Source organism: Pseudomonas frederiksbergensis, from assembly GCF_900105495.1.
Taxonomy (GTDB): Bacteria; Pseudomonadota; Gammaproteobacteria; order Pseudomonadales; family Pseudomonadaceae; genus Aquipseudomonas; species Aquipseudomonas frederiksbergensis.
On record NZ_FNTF01000002.1, the window covers coordinates 4,070,109 to 4,094,578 of the forward strand.

Genomic DNA, 24,470 nt, shown 5'->3' on the forward strand with positions numbered 1-24,470 from the left:
GATCCCTTTAAGCTATCCCTCCGAGCCCAGCAGCTACACTCAGGCGCGACGGTCAACGTTTGCGGGAGCGCCTGATGTCTTCCAGATCCGCCAGCTCAACCCTGCGGCTGCCTTCAATCGACAGCTTGCTGCGTCATCGCGCCTGTCAGCCATTGGCCGAGCGTTACGGGCGTGATGCACTGCTGGCCAGCCTGCGGCAATTGCTCGATGACTTGCGTGAACCGGTGCTTTCAGGGCAACTCGACGCCATTGAAATCGCGCCTGAAGCGTTGGCGGGCAGGGCGGGTGAACGCTTGGCGACTCAGCATCGCAGCAACGTGCGCCGGGTGTTCAACCTCACCGGCACGGTGCTGCACACCAATCTGGGGCGAGCGTTGTTGCCGGAGGAAGCCATCGAAGCGGTGCAGAGGGCAGCCCGTTATCCGCTTAACCTGGAATTCGATCTGAACAGCGGCCAGCGTGGCGACCGTGATGACCTGATCGAAGGCCTGATCCGCGAGCTGACCGGCGCCGAGGCGGTGACGGTGGTCAACAACAACGCTGCTGCGGTGTTGCTGGCGCTCAACAGTCTGGGCGCGCGAAAGGAAGGCATCATTTCCCGGGGCGAACTGATCGAAATCGGTGGCGCCTTCCGCATTCCCGACATCATGGCCAGGGCGGGGGTCAGGCTCCACGAAGTCGGCACCACCAATCGCACTCATGCCCGGGATTACGAGGCGGCCATTGGCCCACGTAGCGGTTTGCTGATGCGCGTCCATGCGAGCAACTACAACATCGAAGGCTTCACCGCGCGGGTGCCGACCGCCGAGTTGGCGCTACTCGCGCATCAACACGGTTTGCCATTGCTTGAAGACCTCGGCAGCGGCAGCCTGCTGGACCTGACGCGCTGGGGCTTGCCCGCCGAACCCACGGTGCGCCAGGCGCTGAGCGATGGCGCTGACATCGTCACCTTCAGCGGCGACAAACTGCTGGGTGGCCCCCAGGCCGGGTTGATTGTCGGCCGCAAAGACTTGATTGCGAAGATCAAGAAGAACCCACTCAAACGCGCCTTGCGGGTCGACAAACTGACCCTCGCTGCCCTCGAAGCGGTGTTGGGCTTGTACCGCGACCCTGATCGTCTGGCTGAGCGACTGCCGAGTTTGCGCCTGTTGACCCGACCGCAGGCGGACATCCTCGCCCAGGCTGAGCGTCTGCAACCCTCGCTGGCTAAAATCCTGGGCGATGACTGGAGCGTCCGCGCAGTACCGGCGCTGGGCATGATCGGCAGCGGCAGCCAACCGGTAGCGCGATTGCCCAGTGCGGCGTTATGCCTGCGACCGAACGTCTCCAAACGTCTTCGCGGACGGCAACTGCATGGTCTGGAAGCGATCCTGCGTGCGTTGCCGATTCCGGTGCTCGGGCGCATTGATGACGATGCGTTGTGGCTGGATTTGCGGCAACTGGACGATGAACCGGCGTGGCTGGCGCAACTCGATCAGATTGCAGGCACCGTAGCGTGATCGTCGGCACCGCAGGGCACATCGATCACGGCAAGACTGCCTTGCTCCAGGCACTGACCGGCCTGCTCGGCGACCGGCGTCGGGAAGAGCGTGAACGCGGCATGACCATCGACCTCGGCTACCTCTACGCGGCACTGGAACCCCATGCGCCCCTGACCGGTTTTATCGATGTGCCCGGTCATGAGCGCTTCACCCACAACATGCTGGCGGGGGCCCAGGGCATTGATCTGGTGTTGCTGGTGGTCGCGGCCGACGATGGCGTCATGCCGCAGACCCGCGAACACCTGGCCATCGTTGAACTGCTGGGCATCCCTCGGGCGCTGGTGGCGATCAGCAAATGTGACCGGGTCGAACCGTCCAGAGTGCAAGCCGTTCGCGATCAGGTCCAGACATTGCTGGCACCGGGGCCTTATGCCGACGCGCCGCAGATTGCGCTGTCGAGTGTGACCGGGGAGGGCATCGAGACGCTGCGACAGGCCCTGCTCGCGGCGCAACGTGAAGTGCTTCAACGCAGCACCCTTGGCGGTTTTCACCTGGCGATCGATCGTGCCTTCAGCGTCGCCGGCGTCGGTATCGTGGTGACCGGCACTGCGTTGTCTGGCGTGGTGGCCGTGGGCGATACGCTGATGCTCGGCCCGCGGGGCAAACCCGTTCGCGTGCGCGGTCTGCATGCGCAGAATCGGGCGGCCGAGATCGCAATGGCCGGACAGCGCGTCGCGTTGAACCTGAGTGGCGAACGCTTGGCCCTGGAGCAGATCCATCGCGGTCAATGGCTGTCGGCCGAGTGGCTGTACGCGCCAACCCAGCGATTGGATATCGACCTGCAATTGTTGGCCAGCGAACCCAAAGCCTTCGAGCACTTTCAGCCCGTGCACGTTCACGTGGGTACTCAGGATGTCACCGGCCGGGTGGCGTTGCTGGAAGGCTCCCGCCTTTTGCCGAGTGAGCGGATGTTCGCGCAGCTGCTGTTGAATGCGCCGGTGCAGGTCGTCAAGGGCGATCCCTTGATCCTGCGGGACCAGAGCGCCCAACGCACCCTTGGTGGCGCGCGGGTGCTCGACCCGTTTGCACCGACCCGACAACGCCGCAGCCCCGAACGGTTGGCGCAGTTACACGCCCTCGCCACAGGCAATGCGTTGGAGGAGATCCTGCCGGCGTTATTGGCCAACAGCGACACAGGGTTCGACCCGCGGCGTCTGGAGCGTCAGTTCAACCGCCCCCGCAACACCTGGGTTTTGCCCGATGACGTGCGCCTGATCGACACCCGCCAAGGCCCGTTGCTGTTCAGTGCGGCCCGTTGGGAAGCGCTGAAAGCGCCGTTGCTGGACCACCTCGCCCGTTTTCATCAACTGGAACCGGATCAAATGGGCCCGGACCGGGATCGCCTGCGGCGGTTCAGCGGCACAGCGCTGGAGCGTCCGACGTTCATCAGCCTGCTCGACGAATTACTCGCCAGCGGTGCCCTTGCCGCCAGCGGACCCTGGTTGCATTTGCCTGACCATCAAGTGCGTTTGAGCGAAGCCGACGAAGCCCTGTGGCAGCACTTGCAACCGTTGTTCGAACAGGCTGGTTTTGATCCGCCGTGGGTGCGCGACCTTGGCCATGACGAGGCGGCCGTGCGCTTGCTGTTGTGCAAGATGGCGAGGTTGGGATTGCTGCATCAAGTCGTCCGCGACCTGTTCTACACCGACACGATGATCCGCCGTTTGGCGGCTATGCTTGTGCAACTGGCCGCGCAAAACCCGGTGATTCAGGTCACGGCGTTTCGTGATGCCGTGGGCCTGGGTCGCAAGCGTAGCATCCAGATTCTCGAATACTTCGACCGGATCGGCCTGACGCGACGGTTTGGCGACAAGCGCCATCTGCGCCTCGACAATGCCCTGGCCCAACGCACCGATCACTGATTTCAAGGAAGGCAATCGCGCCCGGTGGCGCGGCCGGGCTTCAAACCCGGTTGGGGACGGCATCCGTTCCCGGGCAGGTTCGACTCCGGCTGCCTTCCGCCATTTTCCCCATCAGAGATGCCCGAAGCTCAGCGGGTACTGGATGACCACATAAACCCTATCGATATCATCCCCCGCCTGGGCTGTGTTGGCTCGATGCGAAACATGGGACAGCTGCACGGACAGTCCTTTGGCCGCGCCGGACTGCACGATGTAACGCAGGTCTATGTCGCGTTCCCAATGCCGTCCGCCATCGCCTTGTTGAGGCACGTATTCATCGACTGAGTCATCGAAAAGGTTGTAGGCGCCGCCCTTGGGCGCATGGGTGCCGTCGATTTGGCTGCCCATGACGTAACGCGTCATGAAGTTCAGGCCGGGAATCCCGAAAGCGCTCAAATCGAGGTCGTAGCGTGCTTGCCATGAGCGTTCATGGGCGCCGTTGAAGTCGGCGTATTTGATCGAGTTGGCCAGGTAGATCGAGTCTCCACCGACAAAATCGAACGGCGTGTCGCCATTGATTTTTTGATAGGCCAGGGTGAAGGCATGCGCATCGACGGTGTACTTGCCCGACAGGCTGAACGCGGTGTTGTCGATGGCACCAGCCAGCGCTTTGCCGGCGTCCTGCGTGTGGTAGAGATTGGCGTCGAGGAATACCCCAGGCTGCTTCAGGTGCAGGTTGGCGTAGTACTGATGCCAGGTGTCGCTGAGTTCTGAGGCATAGAGCGCGCCGCCGACTGGACGTTGGGTGAACAGGTCGGTGCCGAGAAACGTAATGCCTCCGGCCTCGGTGTTGGCGCCGTAGCCGTAGAAGTTGCCCTTGCCCGAAGAACTGTCCTGGTTCTTGAACGCGGTGAAATGACCGGCAACCAGATTGACGCCTTCAATTTCGTGGCTGTTTAGCAGTAATCCTGTGGCGTACTCCGGTTGCAGACGCTTGTCCGCGGTGTCGAATACCGGGGTTTCCACCATCATTTCACCGAACGCCAAGGTCGTTCGGGAGGCTCTGATTTTCAGCGCGCCGCCACCACTGGAATAGTTGTCTTCGCTACGACCGTCATCATCCACGGGCAACAATCCCGTCCCGGAATGTCCTTTGCCGCCATCCAGCTTCAGCCCCACAAAGGCATGGGCGTCGAGACCAAACCCAAGCGTGCCAGGTGTGAAACCGGATTCAAAAGCGCTGATAAATCCTTGAGCCCACTCTTTTTTGGAGCGTTTGTCTCCAGGTGAGGGGGATTGGTCTTCACTGTTGAGGTAGAAATTTCGGCTGAGCACCTCAAGCGTCGCTCTGTCCATAAACCCTTGTGCAAATTCATCAGCCATGGCTGTCCCGGCGGTACCGGCGAAGAGCACCGATAACCAGATGGGGAACCTGACGCAAAGGTCTCGCTTACCAAACTTCATCGGTCAATCACCGGCAGCAGTGACTGCGGAATGTCCGCAGTCACTCGCTTTTTATAGGAAAACCGCTTAATGGCCTTCCGAAGCACCGAACATGGTTTTGGCGTAGATCAGGCCAAGACCGTAGGAACCTCCGTTCGCAATCGAGGTTTTCACCGTTTCGTCATAGGTTTCAGTACGTGCCCAGTCGCGCTGGAGTTCAAGCAGGTATTGCAGCGAGGTCATTGGGCGGGCACCGATCTGGATCATGCGCTGCATCGCCATTTCATGGGCTTCGGTGCTGACGTCGCCACAGGCATCGGCAATCACGTAAACCTCGAAACCCTGGTCGATGGCCGACAGTGCCGGGCCCACGATGCACACAGAGGTCCACAGACCGGCGAGGACGATTTTCTGTTTGCCGAACGCGTTGACTTCGACGGCAATGCGCTCGTCTTCCCAGGTGTTCATGCTGGTACGGTCGATGACATTGTGTTCCGGAAACACTGACTTGATTTCGTCGAAGATCGGCCCGGAAAAGCTCTTCTCGGCGACGGTGGTCAGGATGGTCGAGACCTTGAAGCCCCGCGCGGCCTTGGCCACAAGTGCAGCGTTGTTGCGCAGGGTGACGGCGTCAATTGACTTGGTCGCAAAGGACATCTGCGACTGGTGATCGATCATGATCAGGGTGTGGTCGGACGGGGTCAGCAGGGTTTTGCCGGGAGCAGCTTTTGCGATGGCCATGACAATGTCCTTACGGTGTGAGTGAGGAGGACATGGTTGCCGGGATTGCCGTGAGGATATTGAATGTATGTGCTGTTTTTACGGGGATGGTGAAGAAAGAGCCCCCGCACGATAGTGGTTATCGCGCGGGCTTATCGATCACTGCATCACATAACGCCCCGGCGCCGACTCGATCGCCGGGTATTGCGCGTTACCGGTATGCAGCACCGAGGGCTGGCGTTCACCGGACTGTTCAGCCAGCCAGACGAACCAATCATTCCACCAGCTACCGGAATGTTGCTGGGCGTTCTTGAACCAGGTTTCCGGGTTTTTGGTGACCCGGTTGTTGGTCCAGTAGTGGCGTTTTTCCTTGGCCGGCGGGTTGATCACCCCGGCGATATGCCCTGATGCGCCCAGCACAAAACGCTTGGTCCCGGAGAGCAACTCGGTGCTGGCGTAAGCGCTTCGCCACGGCACGATGTGATCGTCGTGGGTGGCGAGGATGTACGCCGGAGCATCAATGGCGCGCAGGTCCAGCTTGACCCCGCAACAGTCCAGCTCACCGGATTTCAGGTCGTTCTGCAGGTAGGTGTGGCGCAAATACCAACAGTACATCGGGCCCGGCAGGTTGGTGCTGTCGTTGTTCCAGAACAGCAGGTCGAGGGGGATCGGTTTCTGGCCCTTGAGGTATTTGTCGACGTTGTAGTTCCACCACAAGTCGTTGGGCCGCAGCAGCGAGAAGGTATTGCCCATGTCCTCGCCCTTGAACAGGCCGATGGGCCCATCCTGGCCGCCGATGGTGCGCTCGCGGTAGGCCACCAATTGTTCGTCGACAAAAATGTCGATAGGACCGGTATCGAGGTAGTCAAGGAAGGTGGTCAACAGGCTCACGCTGCCAATCTCGCGGTCGCCGCGCGCCGCCAGGACCGCCAGCGCCGAACTCAACAAGGTGCCGCCAATGCAGAAGCCGACACAATTGGGCCGTTGCTCGCCGCTGATCTCGCGGGTCACTTGCAGGCCTTTGATGATGCCGGTTTCGATCAGGTCATCCCAAGTGGTGGCGGCGTGCTCCTGGTCGAAGTTGCGCCACGACATCAGAAACACCGGATGCCCTTGTTTCAACAGATGAGCAACCATCGAGTTGTCCGGGCGCAAGTCGAGAATGTAGTACTTGTTGATGGACGGCGGCACGACAAACACCGGGCGCCGGTATTGGGTTTCGCTTTGCGGGTAATACTGAATCAGCTGGAACAGTTCGTTCTCGAACACCACTTCGCCAGGGGTGTTGGCGAGATCGACACCGACTTTGAATGCACCAGCGTCGCACTGGCGCATCTTGCCTTCTTGCAGGTCGCTGGCCAGGTGCAACAGGCCGGTGAGGAGGCTACTGCCCTGGGTATCGACGACACGTTGCAACGCATCGGGATTACTCGCCAGGAAATTGCTCGGCGCGCCGGCGGCGATGGCTTGTTCCACCAGATAGAGCAGGCGCTGGCGCGGTTTTTTGTCCGGGATCGCCAACTTGTCCAGCAGCTTGAGCAGGAACCCGGCGTTGAGCAGATAAAACGCAGCGAGCGAGCCGAACAGGGGCTGGCTCCAGTTGCCGCTGGCAAAACGCCGATCCTCGAAGCTGAATGGCTGACCGGTCAGCAGTTGCTGGCCGAGTGCGCCCCATTGCTGTTGGTAGTCCGATTGAAGGCTGTCCAGGGTGCTGCGCGGCAGGTCAAACCACGCGTTGTAGTCCTGGCCGGTAAACCACGGATTGGTGCTGACCCAGAGACGTAGCTGTTGCACTGCAAAGGAGGCAATGAACGGAACCTGGCCTGACCAGAAGGTGTTGAAAGTATGCGAGTTATTGTCCATGGAACTCCTTGCCCACATCAGTAAACCGGGCTGAAAAAAACCGCGGCGCCGGACTTCGGCGCCGCGTTAGCAGTCAAGCAAGCAGTCCTGTGTTTCTTCTAGCGCTCGATGACCAGGCTGACACCCTGGCCACCACCGATGCACAACGTGGCCAGGCCTTTTTTGCCGTCGCGACGAATCAGCTCGTGCAACAGCGACACCAGGATTCGCGCACCCGATGCGCCGATCGGATGACCCAGGGCAATTGCGCCGCCGTTGACGTTGACTTTGCTGGTGTCCCAACCCAGCTCCTTGCCGACGGCCAGTGATTGCGCGGCGAACGCTTCATTGGCTTCGATCAGGTCGAGGTCGTCCAGGCTCCAGCCGGCTTTGGTCAATGCCAAGCGGGTGGCCGGGACCGGGCCGATCCCCATGATCGAGGGGTCCACGCCAGCGCTGGCGTAAGCCTTGATCCGCGCCAGTACCGGCAAGCCGAGGGCCAGGGCCTTGGCGGCGCTGGCCAGCAACAGCACGGCGGCGCCGTCGTTGAGAGTCGACGAGTTACCGGCGGTCACGCTGCCGGTTTTCTGGAACGCGGGTTTGAGCTTGCCCAGCGCTTGCAGGGTGCTGCCCGGACGCGGCTGTTCATCAGTATCGAAGACCAGCGGTTCACCCTTGCGCTGAGGGATCAGGATCGGGGTGATTTCACGCTTGAAGTAGCCCGCTTCGATGGCCGCAGCGGCTTTCTGTTGCGAGGCCGCGGCGAAAGCGTCCTGGTCTTCGCGACTCAGTTCGTATTTCTGCGCCAGGTTCTCGGCGGTGATGCCCATGTGGTAGTCGTTGAAGGCGTCCCACAAACCGTCCTGAATCACGCTGTCTTGCAGTTGCGCATGACCCAGGCGCAAACCGGTGCGGGCCTTGGGCAGAACATACGGCGCCAGGCTCATGTTTTCCTGACCGCCGGCAATGATGAGTTCGGCGTCGCCACAACGGATGGCCTGGACCGCCAACTGGACCGCCTTGAGGCCCGAGCCGCAGACCTTGTTCAGGGTCAGGGCAGGGGTGGTGTGGGGCAGGCCGGCCTTGATCGCCGTCTGGCGTGCCGGGTTTTGCCCCGAGCCTGCGGTGAGTACCTGGCCGAGGATCACTTCATCGATCTGCGAGCCGTCCAGACCGGTCTCTTCCAGCAAACGGCGAATGACCGCCGCGCCCAGCTCGGTGGCTGGAATCGCGGACAAGGCACCTTGAAAACTGCCAATGGCGGTACGAGTAGCGGCAACGATTACGACTTCGTTCATGCGTGACCTCATTAAGATGTTGTCGAGCGAAAGCAGGGCATCCATGCCCTGACAGGTCTATTGCATGTTCATGCCGCCGTTGACCGAGAAGTCGGCCCCGGTGCTGTAGGCCGATTCATCGGAAGCCAGCCAGGCCACGATGGAGGCGATTTCTTCTGGTTGGCCGAGACGCCCGACCGGTGTGGCCGCGATCATGGTGTCGAGAATGTCCTGGCGAATGGCCGCGGTCATGCTGGTCTGGATGTAGCCTGGGGAAACGGTATTGACGGTCACGCCCTTGCCGGATACTTCCCGCGCCAGGGCCATGGTGAAACCATGGATGCCGGCCTTGGCCGCGCTGTAGTTGGTCTGACCGAACTGGCCGCGCTGACCGTTGATCGAGGAGATGTTGATGACCCGGCCCCAGCCCTTGGTCAGCATCCCTTCAATCACCTGTTTGGTGGTGTTGAACAGGCCGCTGAGGTTGGTGCCGATGACCGCGTTCCAGTCTTCGGGCGTCAGCTTGCGAAAGGACGCATCACGCGTGATCCCGGCGTTGTTGACCAATACATCGATCGGACCGAATTGCTCACGTGCCATTTCGAACGCTTTGCGCGTTGATTCCCAATCGGTGATGTCGCCATAGATGCATTCGAATTGATAACCCGCCTCCTGTTGGCTCGCCATCCATTCTTTCTTGCGGGGGGAATCGGAGCTGCAGCCCACGATGACCTTGAATCCTTCCTTGTACAGGCGCTGGCTAATCGCAGTGCCAATCCCACCCATACCACCCGTGACCAACGCAATACGACCAAGCGACTTCATATGCACTCTTCCTTTTTGTATTTTGCGCTGCAAGATGGGGGATTGTTCGGTATTGGCGGGGTGTGCGGAAGTGTTGAGAGGTGACGGTCTGGTGTCCAACGGTGCCATGCCCGAAGCGCAACGGAACTTTCTGTCGTCGTCTCGTCGCTCATCGGCCACTGCTACAAGGCGACGACCGGCCTGAAATACTGGCTAAAAACGAGGAGTACCTATACTGGGATCAATATTGGCAACGAAACAACCCGTTAGAGTTTTGATTCATCGCAGATCAGTTATGGCTCCGGACAGGATGTTCGGTTCCACAGGTCATTGAGGACGCCATGTACAGAATGAGTTCAGGCTATGCCAGCGTGTTGGTAAATACGCTCTTGGCTCAAGGACTGGATGTTGCCAGTCTGTGCCAGGAGGCTGAACTAGACATGAAGCTTGCGAACAAACCAGGAGCGTTTTGCGAGCGAAGGGCAATCTATCGACTATGGGACCTGGCCGCCCAGGCCTCGGGTGATCCAGACATCGGCTTGAAGGCCTATGGAAGTTTCCATCCCGGCAGCTTTCAGATCGTCGGCTACACCATGATGTCCAGTCTGAATCTGAAAAAAGCCCTTGAACGACTGGTCCGTTTCAGTCCGTTGATTGGTACCGGCTTCAGCCTTTTCTTTACATCGGAACAGCAGAACTACCGGCTTTCCGGCTTCGATCATCAACAAAAAGGTTCGGTCAAACCTCGCCAATACACCGATGCAGCGCTGGCTTCATTGCTGGGCTTCTGTCGTAAGCTGGCGGGCGGAAACGCACCGCAACCCTTGAGCGTGGGATTCACCTATCCCGAACCTGAAGACACCACCGAGCATCGTCGGCTGTTTGGCTGCGACCTGCATTTCGACGCGCCTTTCGACAGCATTTTGTTTGATGGTCAGGAACTGATGCGTCCGTTGAGCATGGCCAATGAAACATTGGCGGTGCTGCATGACAGTTTTGCCGAGGCTCAACTGGACCTGCTGTTTGGTTTTTGCATTGTCAGCAGGATTCGCGCATTGATTACCGAGCGCTTGAGCCAGGGCCAGGGGCAGTGCGACATGGAGTCGATCGCGGCGGCATTGAACATCAGCAAGCGGACGCTGCAACGCGCGCTGGAAAAGGAAGGGACGCAATTCAAGGACGTGCAGAACGATGTTCGCCGGCAACTCGCCGATTTCTACCTGCGCCATTCTCACTTCAACATGAAGCATGTCGCGTATCTCCTTGGTTTTCATGATCACAGCAGTTTCAACAAAGCCTGTAGCCGCTGGTTTGGCATGACGCCCGGTCAGTATCGGGCCGATGAATCGTTTGAAATCAAGGAAGCCGCGTCGGTCTGACGCGGTCTTCCTCGGTGCTCAACGTTATTTCACCGGAGGTTTTTTCACGCCTTTCTTGCCCTTGGCAGGTTGGCGCGCTGGACTGGCAACCTTGGCGATGGGGTCTGGGGTCACTGCGGGTATTTTCCGCTTGATTGGCTCGGGGATGACGACCGGGGTTTTCTGTTTGATTGGCTTGGGGATTTCCAGCGGGGTGATCTGCTTGATTGGCTCCGGGGTTGCCACTGGGGCTTTCTGCTTGATCGGCTCAGGGGTAACCACCGGCACTTTCTCTACGCTGGCATCGGCTTCACCGGGTGGTTGAGTCAGGCTGAAACCAGGCATTGGCACGTCGAGCAGCGTGTGCAGTTCACGCCAGAAGTGGTTGTCTGCGCCTTTGGTCAGCAGTTCCGGCAGCAAGTTGGCGACGGCAGCGAGTACTTGCTGGCGTTCTTCGACCTCGGCAAGCATCAAGGGCAGGCTGTGCAGGCTTTCTTGCGGATGGGTGGCGACCAGCAGTTTTTGCAGGCGCAGAGTTTCGCGCAAATCAAGCGGCTCGGCACTGTAGTCCTGAAGCAACACTTGCAGTTGCAGGATCAATTTTTCGACACTTTCCTTGCCCGGCTCGTCGCTGTCGCGGCCCAGCAGGAACAGGATCCGTATCAAGGCTTCCATCAGGCCGCCGAGGGGCAGGGCATCCTGCAAACGCTCGATCAACACCTTGTCGTGCTGCTCGGCATGTTCCTGAAGATTTCGCCCGGGAGCATTGCCAGTGAGGCTGTTGAGTACGCCATACACGCCGTAGAAACACATTTCCTGAGCCGCATCACGCAGGTCGCGATAACCGTTCAAGGCATCCTGCACCTGATTGGAAAACAGTTCCTGCCAGACCAGCAACGGGTTGTTCTGGCTGGCGGGGTGACGATCCTTGCTCACTTGGGCGGCGCTGCCTGCCAGCCACCAGAGCGCCGGGTTCAAACTGCTCCAGGCCACTTGTTGCTGATGGAAAGGATGCGCCCGGCGCAGCATTTCGGCGCTTGGTTCGTTGATCAGCTGGCGCAACCACGGACGTATGCATTCGTCGTAAACGCTGTTGTTGATGGCGGACGCGCGCTGCACCAGGGCGAATTCGCGATCATCATCACGGGGCGGCTTCACTTCGCCATGGATGTCTGCGATACGCCGGCGCTCGAAACGCACGGCATATGGCGTCGCCGAATGCTCCGGCAGGTCGTCGATCAGCATTTCATACAGCCCGGCTGACAGTGCATTGATCGCGTCGACCGCACCGAGCAATTCACGGTGTTCACGCCGCGCCACGTCACCGGACACGAAGATGCCCAGGTGACCGATGCTCGCGTGTCGCAGGTAAACGATGGTGCGTCCGGCATTTTGCAACGCGAGATCGCTGGGGTAGACGTCGGTGATCCAGTCCAGTGCCTGCTGCGGGGAAGTGATGTTGTCACCGTACGAGCAGAACACCACCACCGGCACTTCGATCAGTTTGAGATCAAGCCCGCTGCTCTTGCGCCCGAGGCCACCGGACAGCTGATTGCCGATGAACAGGTCGTCGACAATCATCTCGATCTCTTCGCCATTAAGCAGGGTCGGGCTGCCCCACCAGCGTTCGAAGTCCAGAAAGCGTGCGGCCTCGCTGTCGACTTCGCTGAACAGGTGGTAGTACTTGCCCCAAAAGGTGTTGGCCGGGTCCAGGTTTTCGAAATTGCTGACTAGCCAGGTGCCGTCGAAACGGTCATTGCCCAGATCGCTACCGAGCCGCGCCATCCAGCCACCGCCCAGTAAACCGCCGGTGTAGCGCATCGGATTGCGGCCATTGACGCCGGCCCAGTATGACAACGGCGCACCGTTGACGATGATCAGCCCCGGCAGCTCCGGCCGGGTGGCCGCGAGGCCCATTAACGCCCAGCCCGCCTGGCAATTACCAATGACGACTGGTTTGGCGCTGTCTGGATGCCGGGCGCTGACGACTTCGATGAACCGCGCTTGGGCGTCGGTGATATCAGCAAGGGTTTGCCCTGGGCGGGGCGAGTGACTGAAGGAGATGAAGTAGGTGGGGTGGCCGGCTCTCAGGCTTTCGCCGATCACCGAATCCTGTTTGAAACCGCCGATGCCCGAGCCGTGACCGCCGCGGGGATCGATGATGATCACCGGCTGTTTCTTGCTGTCGATCTGTTGTCCAGGACCGCCGAGGATTTGCAACAACGAATAGTTGACCGGGCGGGGCAGGTCTTCACCGGCGACCAGCGTTTCATGATTGAACTTGAGCAGCAGCGGATACCCGGCGCGCTCGTGGGCCAGGGTGTTGTCGCCGCGCTGACGCAAGGTGTCCCAGAACAACACGCTGCGTTGGCCAAGGTCCGTGAAGTATTCCTGCCAGTCAGCAGGCGTTGGCTGTCGGAGTTGCCCAAGGCTTAAAGGCGCGAAGGTTTTTGCCTGGCGCTTCTGCACGGCGTCGAGGACGTTACGGGTGTTGAGGCGTTGCAGATGATTCAAGTGTTCGAACAAGCCGGCGGGCTCGGAGAACTCTTCATCTTGCAGCGCAATATTTAGTTCCTGACCCATCGTGATCTCCTGACGCTGTGCATGGGAACCGGCCCTTCAGACCCCTCAAGTTAAAGAGGGCTAGCCTGGCCGTTCGATGAGCAAGAGTTTACAGCGTATGTAGAGGGCATTAGCAAAGTTTATTTTGCACCGCACAAAAATACACGTTGCCAAATAGTTTTGTGCACTGCAATATCAAGGCTAACGCGATGACTGGCCGGATCGCTATCGCGTCCTCAGGCTCATCAGGGCCTTCCAGCACCAGGAGATTCAAGCATGTCTTTTTTCAATTCGGAAAAACTGCAAACCGCTCAGAAAGCCAACCTCGACCTTTTGCAGCAAATCAGCGGCAAAGTCTTCGCCAGCGTTGAACAGCTCAGCCAGTTGCAGTTCAAGGCACTGCGCGACTCCACCGAAGAGCACTTCGAAGGCGTTCGCAAGCTGTTGGCCGTGCGTGATCCACAAGGTTTCGCCGAGCTGCAGGCTTCTTTCACCCAGCCGAGTGCGCAGACCGAACGTCTGGCCGAGTTCAACCGTCAGGTTCAAGCGCTGATCGTCGGTACTCAGTCGGACATCGCCAAATTGACCTCGAGCCAGGTCGAAGCGGGCACCCAACAGGTGCAAGAGTTCGTTGAAACCATCAGCAAGAATGCACCTGCCGGCTCCGAGCCTGTTGTGGCCGCGTTCAAGTCGAGCCTGGCGAACGCCGGTACTGTGTTCGAAAGCGCACAGAAAGCCGTAAAACAGGCTGCCGATGTGGCTCAGACCAGTTTCGACGCAGCGACTGCCACGGCCACCAAAGCTGCTTCAGAAGCAAGTGCCAAGGCTACCAGCGGTAACAAGTAAGTCACATTAGATAAGCAGCACCAATGGCGATGGGTTTATTCCCCATCGCCATTTTTTTTCGTCCCGCCATCGGCTCCGGGCTTGCCGCCGAACATGCCGAACAGGTTCTGGGTGTTCAGGTACAGCGCCTTTGACTGGTCGACATATTGGCGCATCAGGTCCTGCATCACCGGCGCCTGCTGGTGCATGAAGTCGCTCCAGGCCTCGGACGACTGTGCGCCGGTCTGGGACTGGATGTCGATCACGGTTTGAATGCTCTTGTCCAGATAGCTGCCGAGTACGCCCTGGTAAGGGCCGTAGAACTGGATAATCCCCATCAGCATTTCGGTAGTGAAGATTGGCTCACCGCCGCTTTCAGCTTCCAGGATCACTTGCAGCAGGATGCTGCGGGTCAGGTCCTCGCCGCTCTTGGCATCGACCACCTGAAAGGCAACTTTGTCGACCACCAACTGGCGTATGTCCGCCAGCGTCAAATGACTGCTGGTGTGGGTGTCATACAGTCGGCGATTGGGGTACTTCTTGATCAGGCGGGGGGTGGTGTCAGTCATGCGGGGCGTCTCGCGGCGGGCCTGGTTTGCCGGCATCTTAACCTACTCTGGCCCCTGCCGCGGATTAGCGGGTACCGATCGTTCCCACTCCGCGTGGGAATGCATCAATGGACGCTCTGCGTCCGCTGTAGGGACGCGGAGCGTCCCGGGCTGCATTCCCACGCAGAGCGTGGGAACGATCGGGGGAGGAGGGCTTGCTTACCAGATCGGCAAGGTGTAGCTGACGATCAACCGGTTTTCATCCAGGTCGCTGCCGAAGTGGGTCGAGCGCACCGTCGCGTTACGCCACTTCACGCCGACATTCTTCAATGGCCCGCTTTGCACGACATAGCCAATGTCGGTATCACGTTCCCATTCCTTGCCTTCCGGGCGATTGCCGCCCAGATCGATGTTGTCACCGGTGAGGTAGCGGGTCATGAAGGTCAGGCCCGGAATGCCGATGGCCGCAAAGTTGTAGTCGTAGCGCGCCTGCCAGGACTGTTCGTCCTTGCTGGCGAAGTCGCCGATCTGCACGAAGTTCACCAGGAACGCATCGGTGCCGTTGACGTAGGCGTAGCCGGTGTCGCCGCTCATGCCTTGATAACCCAGGCCCACCGCATGCCCGCCGAGGTTGTAGGTGAACATCGCGCCGATGGCGTTGTTATCGACATTGCTGCCGCCATCGTCCGTGGAGCGGGCGAAGCGCAGATCGGTCTTCAGCGACTGGCCGGTGGTGACTGGCAAGACGTAGGTCAGGTTGACCAGGTGCTGGCTGTAGAAGTTGTCGAGGTGGCCGTAGCTGTAGCCGGTGGCGAGGTTGCTGGTCCATTTGTAGTTCAGGCTGGCGAAATCGAAGCTGTCGCTGTCGAGATGACGCGTGGTGATGCCCTTGGCGCCGGTGCGGGTGATGCCCATGTCCTCGTAGTCCGAGGAGTCGCGCTGATTGACTTGCGTCAGTCGCCCGGCATCCACGGTCAGGCCTTCGAGTTCCAGCGACGTCAACTGACCGCCCTTGAAGGTTTGTGGCAACAGCCGTGAATCGTTGGCCAGTACCGTCGGCAGTTTCGGCAGCAGCGTGCCGAGTTTCAGTGTGCTTTTTGAGGCACGCACTTTGGCGGTCAGGCCCAGTTCGCCGTACTCGTCCTGCGCCCCTTTGCTCGTGTCACGGTGACGTTTGAGCAGGCCGGAGCCTGCGCGATCAGGGCTGGAATCGAGCTTGACGCCGAGCAGGCCGATGGCATCGAAGCCGACACCGATCAACCCGTTGGTGTATCCCGATTCGTAGCGCAGCAGGAACCCCTGGGCCCATTCCTCTTGTTTGGATTGGGCGGCGTTGTCCTGGCGATAGTCACGGTTGAAATAGAAGTTGCGCAGCTCAAGGCTGGCCTTGCTGTCTTTGACAAAGTCAGCGGCGGCGGGGGCCGAGAGGCTGATGACGCCGCCGGCCAGCAACAGTCGGGTAGCGAGGGTGCGGGTGTTGCGGTCCATGGTGAAGCCCCTTTGTTTTTATTATGGAAAGACAGGTCCCGCGGCCCTCGCCAGGTGGGCGAGGGCTTATCGATAAAAAAACGCGAACGCCAAAAAGAGAGGAGCGTGGCGCCGCGTGCGGTTCAATCGTTAGAACTGTTCGGCGCTCAGGCCAAACAACGAGGCACTGCCCGCGCGGATGGATTGCTCCAGGCTCAAAATGCGCGGTAGCAGGCGGTGGATATAGAAGTCGGCGGTGGCGATCTTCGCGCCATAAAACCCTTGGTCTTCGGGCAGCTTTTGCTTGGCAACCTGTGCCATACGTGCCCAAAGCCAGGCGTAGGCGACGTAACCGAACAGGTGCAAATACTCCACCGACGCGGCGCCGACTTCGTTGCGATTGGTCGCGGCCCGATCCTGCAGCCAGTCACTCAGGTCTTCCAGACGCTGCACGGCATCGAACAGTTGAGCGCAGTAGGGCGCATCAGGCTGATGGGCGAAATGACGGATCTCAGCGGTGAACTGGCGCAGCGCGAAGCCCTTGTCGGCGAGCACTTTGCGTCCAAGCAAGTCCAGGGCCTGAATGCCGTTGGTGCCTTCGTAGATCTGCGCGATGCGCACGTCGCGGACCAATTGTTCCTGGCCCCATTCGCGGATGTAGCCATGGCCGCCGAACACTTGCTGGCCGTGGATGCAGCTTTCCAGGCCAGTGTCGGTGAAGAACGCCTTGGCCACCGGCGTCAGCAGCGCAACCAGGTTTTGCGCGTTGTCTCGTTCCTGGTCGTCATCGGAAAACTTCGCCAGATCGAGTTGCTGGCCGACATAGCTGGCGAACGCACGGCCGCCCTCGGTCATGGCTTTCATGCTCAGCAGCATGCGGCGCACGTCGGGGTGGACGATGATCGGGTCAGCCACTTTGTCCGGAGCAATGGCACCGGTCGGCGCGCGACTCTGAACCCGCTCACGGGCATAGGCGACGGCGCTCTGATAGGACGCTTCGGCGCAGCCAATGCCCTGAATGCCAATGGACAGGCGTTCGTAATTCATCATGGTGAACATCGCCGCCAAACCTTTGTTGGCTTCGCCGACCAGCCAACCGCTGGCGCCGTCGAAGTTCATCACGCAGGTGGCCGAGGCCTTGATGCCCATCTTGTGTTCGATCGAACCGCAACTCACAGCGTTGGCTGCACCGAGGGAACCGTCGGCATTAACCAGCACTTTGGGCACGACGAACAGTGAGATGCCTTTCGGCCCCGCGGGTGCGTCCGGCAGTTTGGCCAGCACCAGATGCACAATGTTTTCGGTCAGGTCCTGATCGCCACCGGTGATGAAGATCTTGCTGCCGGTGATGCTGAAGCTGCCGTCGGCCTGAGGTTCGGCGCGGGTGCGGATAATCCCCAGGTCGGTGCCGGCGTGGGCTTCGGTCAGGCACATGGAGCCGGCCCAGCGGCCCTCGTACATCGGCGGCAAGTAAAGGTTTTTCAGGGTGTCGCTGGCGTGAGCATCCAGCGCCAGGCAGGCACCGGAACTCAACGCCGAATACAGCGCGAAGCTGGAGTTGGCGCCGTAGAGCATTTCTTCGAACTGCACCGCGAGCATCTTCGGCATGCCCATGCCGCCAAAATCAGCGTTACCGGAAAGACCCACCCAGCCGCCTTCGATGTAGGTGGCATAAGCCTGTTTGAAACCGATTGGCGTGCTGACCTGGCCATCGACCCACTGGGCGCCTTCCTCGTCGCCGCTGCGATTCAATGGCGCAATCAGGTGCGAGGTGACTTTGGCCGCCTCCTCAAGAATGGCGTCAGCGGTGGCGGCGTCGACACTGTCGGCCAGGGCCGGCAAGCGTGCCCACAGGGCCGGGGCGTCGAACACTTCGTGCAAGACAAAGCGCATGTCGCGCAGCGGGGCGTTGAATTCGGGCATAACGTGAACCTCAAAAGGTTGTGCGATGGGCACGGCGCCGCTTTAGCAGGCCGTGCCCTTTCAATCAATGAGCGGAAGCGCTGGCGGCACCGAGGCCGGTCTGGGCGCGAACGAACTGGTCGGCGTAAGCGTCACGCTCCTTGTCGGCCCGCACGCTTTGGTCGAGTTTCGACACCACGACGATCACGAAGAACGCCAGCGGCATGGAGAACAGTGCCGGGTGGTCATACGGGAAGATCGCGTGAGCATGGCCGAGCACGGTGACCCAGACCGCTGGCGAAAGGATCACCAGCACCAGCGCGCAGATCAGGCCGGCGAAACCGCCGATGATTGCGCCTTTGGTGGTCAGGCCTTTCCAGTACATGGCCATGATCAGCACCGGGAAGTTGGTCGATGCGGCGATACCGAAGGTCAGGCCCACCAGGAACGCGACGTTCATCTTCTCGAACAGAATGCCCAGCAGAATCGCGATGATGCCCAGGCCGACAGTGGCCATGCGGGTCACGCGCATTTCCTGTTTCTGGCTGGCTTTGCCTTTCTTGAACACCGTGGCGTAGAGATCGTGGGAAATCGCCGAAGCACCGGCCAGGGCCAGCCCGGAGACCACCGCCAGAATGGTGGCGAAGGCTACGGCCGAGAGGAACCCGAAGAACAGGTTGCCACCGACCGCTTTGGCCAGGTGCATCGCAACCATGTTGCCGCCGCCAATCAAGGCGCCGCCGACTTCACCATTGACGTAGTACTGCGGGTCAGTACCGATGATCACCATCGCGGCAAAGCCCAGGGTGCAGACAACGAGGAAGAAGAAACCGATGAAGCCCGTGGCGTAGAACACCGACTTACGCGCTTCCTTGGCGTTAGGCACGGTGAAGAAGCGCATCAGGATGTGCGGCAGACCGGCAATCCCGAACACCAGGCCCAGCGACATCGAAGCGGTGTTGATCGGGTCGGCGAGCATTGAGCCGGGGCCCATGATGTTCCAGCCGCTGGCATGGGCTTCGACGGCTTTGCTGGCCAGGGTTTCGTAGCTGAAGCCAAATTGCGACATGGCCATCAACGCCAGGGTCGTGCCGCCAGCCAACAGCAACACAGCCTTGATGATCTGCACCCACGTGGTGGCGATCATGCCGCCGAAAATCACATACACCAGCATCAGCGCGCCGACGATCACCACGGCTACCGGGTAGTCGAGGCCAAACAGCAACTTGATCAACTGCCCCGCACCGACCATCTGCACGATCAGGTAGCAGCACACCACCGTCAGCGAACCAAACGCGGCGAAGATCCGCACTTTGTTCTGGTCCAGTCGATAGGACACGATGTCGGCAAAGGTGTAACGCCCCAGGTTGCGCAAGCGCTCGGCCATCAGGAAGGTGATGATCGGCCAGCCGACGAAGAAACCGATGGTATAGATGAAGCCGTCGTAGCCCTTGGCAAATACCAGGCTGGACAGCCCCAGCAGCGTGGCCGCAGACATGTAGTCGCCCGCAATCGCCAGACCGTTCTGGAACCCGGTGATGCCACCACCCGCCGTGTAGAAGTCGGACGTTGATTTGGTTTGCCGCGCGGCCCACCAGGTGATGGCCAGCGTGCCCAGCACGAAGACGAAGAACATGCCGATCGCATGCAGGTTGAGCGGTTGTTTTTCCACCGCACCCAGCGCGGGTGCAGCCAGCACGACGGAGGCCGGCAACAGCCCGGCAGCGGCGAGGAGAAGTTTACGTAGCAGGTTCATTACTTGCTCTCCTCGAGAATGGCCGCGCCCAGTGCGTCGAAGCGGGTGTTGGCGCTGTAGACGTACCAACCGGTCAGTAGCCAGGAAAAAATGATGATCGCCGCGCCAACCGGCATGCCCAGGGTCAACATCCGATGTTCGGCGAGCGGTGCATGCAGCCACTGCGGGGCAAACGCCACCACCAGCATGAACGCATAGTAAATGCCCAGCACCGCAGCACTCAGCGACCAGGCCAGGCGCGAACGGCTGTTCACCAATTGAAGGAATTTCGGGTTGGACCGAATGCGTTCACAGCGTTGGGTATCGGTTGAATGGATGTCGATCATGGGTGGCTCCACATTGTTTTTGTTATCAGTGTGTAAGGGGCAGGGCAGCGCCGAATTCGGCGTGCACGAGCCCGAAACGGCAGGTAAAGGCACCTGCCGCTTGACGGGTACAACGTTGGTTCGGGTTAGAGCGCTTTAGCCCTGTCGCGCAGAACGTACTTCTGGATCTTGCCAGTTGAGGTCTTCGGCAACAGGGTGAAAACCACCGTGCGCGGGACTTTGAAACCGGCCAGATGCTCGCGGCAGAAACCGATGATGTCGGCCTCGCGAACGTCCTGGTGATCAGCCTTCAATGTGATAAAGGCGCAGGGCGTTTCACCCCACTTCTCATCAGGGCGGGCGACGACGGCCGCTTCCATGACGGCTGGATGGCGATAGAGCACACCTTCCAGTTCGATGGTGGAAATGTTCTCGCCGCCGGAAATGATGATGTCCTTGAGTCGGTCCTTGATTTCGACGTAACCGTTGGGATGACACACCGCCAGGTCGCCAGTGTGGAACCAGCCGCCTTCGAACGCTTCGGCCGTGGCGGTCGGGTTCTTCAAGTAGCCCTTCATCACGGTGTTGCCGCGCATGAAGATCTCACCGATGGTCTGACCGTCTCGCGGGGTCGGCTCCAGCGTCTTCGAGTCGCCGACCATCACGCCTTCGAGCGTCGGGTAGCGCACGCCCTGACGGGATTTGATTTGCGCCCGTTCGTCCAGCGGCAACTCGTCCCACTCCGCATGCCAGGCGCAGAGCGTCACCGGACCGTAGGTTTCGGTCAGGCCATAGACGTGGGTGACCTTGATGCCCATTTCTTCCACGGCACCGATCACTTTGGCCGGTGGCGCGGCACCGGCGACCATGGCGTTGACCGGGTGATCGATCGCCGCTTTAGCGGATTCCGGCATGTTGACCAAGGCATTGAGCACGATCGGCGCGGCGCACAGGTGGGTGACCTGATGCTCGCGGATCAGCGTGAGGATTTTCTGTGGATCGACGCGGCGCAGGAACACATGCACACCGGCCATGGCGGTGATGATCCACGGGTAGCACCAACCATTGCAATGGAACATCGGCAGGGTCCAGAGGTAGACCGGGTGGTTGCCCATGGCCCAGGTCATCTGGTTGCCCAGCGAGTTCAGGTATGCACCGCGATGGTGGTAAACCACACCTTTAGGGTTGCCAGTAGTGCCTGAGGTGTAGTTCAGCGAGATGGCTTGCCATTCATCATCGGGCCACTGCCAGGCGAAAGCAGGGTCGCCTTCGGCCAATAGCGCTTCATAGTCCAGATCACTGACCGCCTGGCCTTCGCCGTATTCCGGATCATTGACATCGATCACCAGCGGCGGGTGATCCAGCATGCCGATCGCGGCGTGGATCACATCATGGAACTCGCGGTCGGTAATCAGCACCTTGGCTTCGCCATGTTGCAGCATGAAGGCGATGGCTTCGGCATCCAGGCGCACGTTGAGCGGGTTGAGCACCGCACCGATCATCGGCACGCCGAAGTGCACTTCCAGCATCTCGGGAATGTTGGGCAGCATCACCGCTACGGTGTCGTTCTTGCCGATGCCGCGCCCGGCCAGAGCCGACGCCAGGCGACGGCAGCGGGTGTAGGTCTGCGCCCAGGTGCGGCGGATAGAGCCATGGATGACGGCGGGGTAGTCTGGATAAACGCTGGCGGTGCGCTCGATGAAGCTGAGCGGAGACAAGGCAATATGATTGACAGCCGCAGGGCCTAGCCCTTGTTCATAGATCGACATGTACGGGTACTCGGTGGCTGATTGTTAGCTCTATAGGTGACCCTTGCAGCGTCGCCGCTGGGGGCACCTTTTATGTCCGGTTTGCTTTATATAACATTCAGCCACTTATATGGAAGTACAACCTACGTCATATAGGATATATACTATATTTGATTCTTGCGGATCTAAATCAATACAGCCACACCGCCAAGGCCGGTATATCCTTGGCTTCCCCAACGAAGCGGACCTGTGATGACCCTGACCCCCGTTCGATTGCACAGCTGGTTGCGCCTGCAGCGCGAGGGTGTGTCTCTGGCCGCCCGGGCCGATGCGTTGTGCCGTGCGCTGCAGGATTGCCCCGAGGTGCGCCGGGCGGTTTATCTGAGTTGGCAAGCCAATGCGCGGATTTACAGCCACGAGGGCGCCGCCCAGCATTTTCCACCGGGGCTGGGCGACCCTTCGCTGGCCAGCGATCAGCGGTTGTTTGATCGGCTGGCCGAAGCGGGGCGGCTGGATCTGGCGCAAGTACGTCAACTCGATTGCTGGTTGGCCGGGCGATTGCGCCGGGCCGCTATCAGCCATGGCCAGGTGTTTGATCTGGCCTTGCAGCCGGGGCAGCCGGGGCTGTTGCTGGTGGAAGTGTGCGAAGGCGTGAGTCTTGATTGGCTGGGTTGGGTGCAGGACTTGCTGACGACCTTGCTGAGCAGCGTCAACGGCATGCTGCGCGGCTCGCCGCTGTTGGGCCACGACCCGCAACCGAGCCTGTTGCTCGATGCCCAGGGCCGACCGCTGGAGTTCAATGCCGCGCTGTTGGCACTGCTCGCCGAAAAACCGCTGACTGATGTGCTGGGTTTTCTGCCAGTCAATCACCGGGTGCTGGTCCGTGCCTGCCTGGACCAGCAGCGCGCCATCGAAGGGGTCGAAGCCCAATTGGACGCGCAGATCCTGATCTGGACGTTTATCCCCGACCCTCAGGACAACCGCGTGCTTGCCCGTTGCCGCGATGCCACGGCACAAGTATTGGCCGAGCGTGAAGCGGCCACGGCACGCCGGTTGTACCGGCTGATCATCGAAAACACCACCGACCTGATTTCCAGGCATACACCCGACGGGCGCTTTCTGGATGCCTCGCCGGCGTCCTGGACATTGCTCGGCTACTGGCCGGAAGAGCTGCGCGGACAAATGGCCCAGGGTTTGTTCCATGGTCAGGACCTGGCCAGCCTGGTGCAACGCGCGCGGGATGCCCTGGAGCAGGACGGTTATCACACGATGACCTATCGCATTCGCCATCGCGACGGGCATTACCTGTGGTTCGAAACCGCGAGCCGGGCGATTCGTGAAACCTACACCGGGACGGTGGTTGAAGTGGTCAGCGTATCCCGGGACATTACCGCCCGGGTGCAAGCCGAGGAGAACAAGCGGCGCCTGGCGGAGGTGGTCGAGGCCAACACCGACCCGGTGTTGTTCATCGACCCCGAGGGGCAAGTCACTTACCTCAATCCCGCGGCGCGGCGCATCCTCGGCATCGATGAGCAACAACCGATGCCGGCCCTGGCGGAACTGTTCGCCAGCAGCGACCTGGCACGTCTGCAACGTGATGGCTGGAGCAGCGCCGAACGCGACGGTGTCTGGAGCACCGACGCGCGATTGCAGCCACCGGGGGGCGGCACTTCGGTGCCGGTGTCGCTGGTGCTGCTGGCGCACCGTTCGGCCGGTGGCGAGCGCTATTACTCGTTGGTGGCGCGGGACATGACCGAGCGTGAACTGCGTGAAGTGCAACAGCGCCGCCATCAGGACGAACTGGCGCACACCGCGCGGCTGGTCACCCTGGGTGAATTGGCCTCGGGCATCGCACACGAAATCAACCAGCCGTTGGCGGCGGTGGTCAATTACGCCAATGCCAGTCAGCGCTATTTGCAGACGCTGGACTCCAATCCCCAGGCCGCCGCCCGAGTGGCGCAAGGGCTGGAGCGCATTACCCATCACGCCACGCATGCTTCAGAAGTGATCAGACGTTTGCGCGCGTTTCTGCGCAAGGGACAACGCCGGATGCAAGCCCTGAATTTCACCGACGTCGCCCGCGAGGCCGTGCGCTTGTGTGCCTGGGAAGCGAGCAATTGCCAAGTGACAATCGAGGACCGCCTGCCGGATAATCTGCCGCCGATTTATGCCGACCGGGTGCTGCTGGAGCAGGTCCTGCTTAATCTCCTGCGAAACGCCATCGACGCCAACCGCGAACGACATCCGGGGCAGCCTTCGCTGATCGTGATGGCAGCGGAGCAGGGCGCTGGTGCAACCGTGGAAATCAGTGTGCAAGACCAGGGCCCGGGTGTCAGCGAGCCGGAACTGGAGCAGATATTTACCCCGTTCTATACCAGCAAGGCCGATGGCCTGGGGCTTGGCTTGTCCATGAGCCGCAGCATCATCGAAGGTTTCGGTGGCGAATTGCAGGCCCGACGCCAACCTGTCGGGCTGCTGATGTGCTGTCGCTTGCCGCTGGCCGGCCCAACAAAACAACAACAGGAATAACG

At 60.3% G+C, this 24,470-nt stretch carries 17 protein-coding genes and 1 tRNA gene; 6 read left to right on the top strand and 12 right to left on the bottom strand.

What is annotated here, in order from left to right:
* Positions 1-74 precede the first annotated feature (74 nt).
* The 3 genes from selA (at position 75) to BLW70_RS19210 (ending at position 3,505) form a co-directional block, all read left to right on the top strand.
* Positions 75-1,499 carry an L-seryl-tRNA(Sec) selenium transferase gene (gene selA, locus BLW70_RS19200; protein ID WP_074876583.1) on the top strand — a complete coding sequence of 475 codons (1,425 nt, stop codon included), beginning with the start codon at positions 75-77 and terminating at the stop codon, positions 1,497-1,499.
* Positions 1,496-3,403, top strand: a complete 1,908-nt coding sequence (gene selB / locus BLW70_RS19205; protein WP_074876585.1) for a selenocysteine-specific translation elongation factor — start codon at positions 1,496-1,498, stop codon at positions 3,401-3,403. The genes selA and selB overlap by 4 nt, the downstream gene beginning before the upstream one ends.
* Before the next feature lie 6 nt (positions 3,404-3,409).
* A tRNA-Sec gene (locus BLW70_RS19210) sits at positions 3,410-3,505 on the top strand.
* Positions 3,506-3,514: 9 nt separating this feature from the next.
* Here BLW70_RS19210 and BLW70_RS19215 read toward each other — a convergent pair.
* From BLW70_RS19215 to phbB, 5 genes are all read right to left on the bottom strand, one after another.
* Positions 3,515-4,846, bottom strand: a complete 1,332-nt coding sequence (locus BLW70_RS19215; protein ID WP_074876587.1) for an OprD family porin — start codon at positions 4,844-4,846, stop codon at positions 3,515-3,517.
* 66 nt (positions 4,847-4,912) lie between these two features.
* Complete coding sequence (locus BLW70_RS19220) at positions 4,913-5,566, bottom strand: hydrolase (protein ID WP_074876589.1); 654 nt, start codon at positions 5,564-5,566, stop codon at positions 4,913-4,915.
* Between the two features lie 138 nt (positions 5,567-5,704).
* Positions 5,705-7,408, bottom strand: a complete 1,704-nt coding sequence (gene phaC, locus BLW70_RS19225) for a class I poly(R)-hydroxyalkanoic acid synthase (protein WP_074876591.1) — start codon at positions 7,406-7,408, stop codon at positions 5,705-5,707.
* A gap of 98 nt (positions 7,409-7,506) precedes the next feature.
* On the bottom strand, positions 7,507-8,685 hold the full coding sequence (locus BLW70_RS19230; RefSeq protein ID WP_074876593.1) for an acetyl-CoA C-acetyltransferase: 1,179 nt from the start codon (positions 8,683-8,685) through the stop codon (positions 7,507-7,509).
* Positions 8,686-8,742: 57 nt separating this feature from the next.
* Complete coding sequence (gene phbB / locus BLW70_RS19235) at positions 8,743-9,489, bottom strand: acetoacetyl-CoA reductase (protein ID WP_074876595.1); 747 nt, start codon at positions 9,487-9,489, stop codon at positions 8,743-8,745.
* Between the two features lie 320 nt (positions 9,490-9,809).
* Here phbB and BLW70_RS19240 point away from each other — a divergent pair, with 320 nt between their 5' ends.
* Positions 9,810-10,847 (top strand): AraC family transcriptional regulator, encoded by a 1,038-nt coding sequence (locus BLW70_RS19240; protein WP_074876598.1) that lies wholly within the window; start codon positions 9,810-9,812, stop codon positions 10,845-10,847.
* A gap of 24 nt (positions 10,848-10,871) precedes the next feature.
* Here BLW70_RS19240 and BLW70_RS19245 read toward each other — a convergent pair whose 3' ends face one another.
* Complete coding sequence (locus BLW70_RS19245; RefSeq protein ID WP_074876600.1) at positions 10,872-13,409, bottom strand: DUF3141 domain-containing protein; 2,538 nt, start codon at positions 13,407-13,409, stop codon at positions 10,872-10,874.
* A gap of 255 nt (positions 13,410-13,664) precedes the next feature.
* Here BLW70_RS19245 and phaP point away from each other — a divergent pair, with 255 nt between their 5' ends.
* Positions 13,665-14,234, top strand: coding sequence for a TIGR01841 family phasin (gene phaP, locus BLW70_RS19250; protein WP_074876602.1), 570 nt, complete (start codon positions 13,665-13,667; stop codon positions 14,232-14,234).
* A gap of 35 nt (positions 14,235-14,269) precedes the next feature.
* Here the strand turns inward: phaP and phaR are convergent, their stop codons facing one another.
* From phaR to BLW70_RS19280, 6 genes are all read right to left on the bottom strand, one after another.
* Positions 14,270-14,818: a polyhydroxyalkanoate synthesis repressor PhaR gene (gene phaR, locus BLW70_RS19255; RefSeq protein ID WP_102614684.1), complete on the bottom strand. Its 549-nt coding sequence runs from the start codon at positions 14,816-14,818 to the stop codon at positions 14,270-14,272.
* Between the two features lie 162 nt (positions 14,819-14,980).
* On the bottom strand, positions 14,981-16,249 hold the full coding sequence (locus BLW70_RS19260) for an OprD family porin (RefSeq protein WP_074876604.1): 1,269 nt from the start codon (positions 16,247-16,249) through the stop codon (positions 14,981-14,983).
* Between the two features lie 129 nt (positions 16,250-16,378).
* Complete coding sequence (locus BLW70_RS19265; protein ID WP_074876606.1) at positions 16,379-18,151, bottom strand: acyl-CoA dehydrogenase C-terminal domain-containing protein; 1,773 nt, start codon at positions 18,149-18,151, stop codon at positions 16,379-16,381.
* Positions 18,152-18,215: 64 nt separating this feature from the next.
* On the bottom strand, positions 18,216-19,886 hold the full coding sequence (locus tag BLW70_RS19270; protein WP_074876608.1) for a cation acetate symporter: 1,671 nt from the start codon (positions 19,884-19,886) through the stop codon (positions 18,216-18,218).
* Entirely contained in the window at positions 19,886-20,212 is a 327-nt protein-coding gene (locus BLW70_RS19275) for a DUF485 domain-containing protein (protein ID WP_074876610.1), read from the bottom strand. The genes BLW70_RS19270 and BLW70_RS19275 overlap by 1 nt, the downstream gene beginning before the upstream one ends.
* A 125-nt stretch (positions 20,213-20,337) precedes the next feature.
* Complete coding sequence (locus BLW70_RS19280) at positions 20,338-21,960, bottom strand: acyl-CoA synthetase (RefSeq protein WP_074876612.1); 1,623 nt, start codon at positions 21,958-21,960, stop codon at positions 20,338-20,340.
* Positions 21,961-22,191: 231 nt separating this feature from the next.
* On the opposite strand from BLW70_RS19280, the gene BLW70_RS19285 reads away from it, so the two are divergent.
* Positions 22,192-24,468 (top strand): PAS domain-containing sensor histidine kinase, encoded by a 2,277-nt coding sequence (locus BLW70_RS19285; RefSeq protein WP_074876614.1) that lies wholly within the window; start codon positions 22,192-22,194, stop codon positions 24,466-24,468.
* The last annotated feature ends 2 nt before the right edge of the window (positions 24,469-24,470 follow it).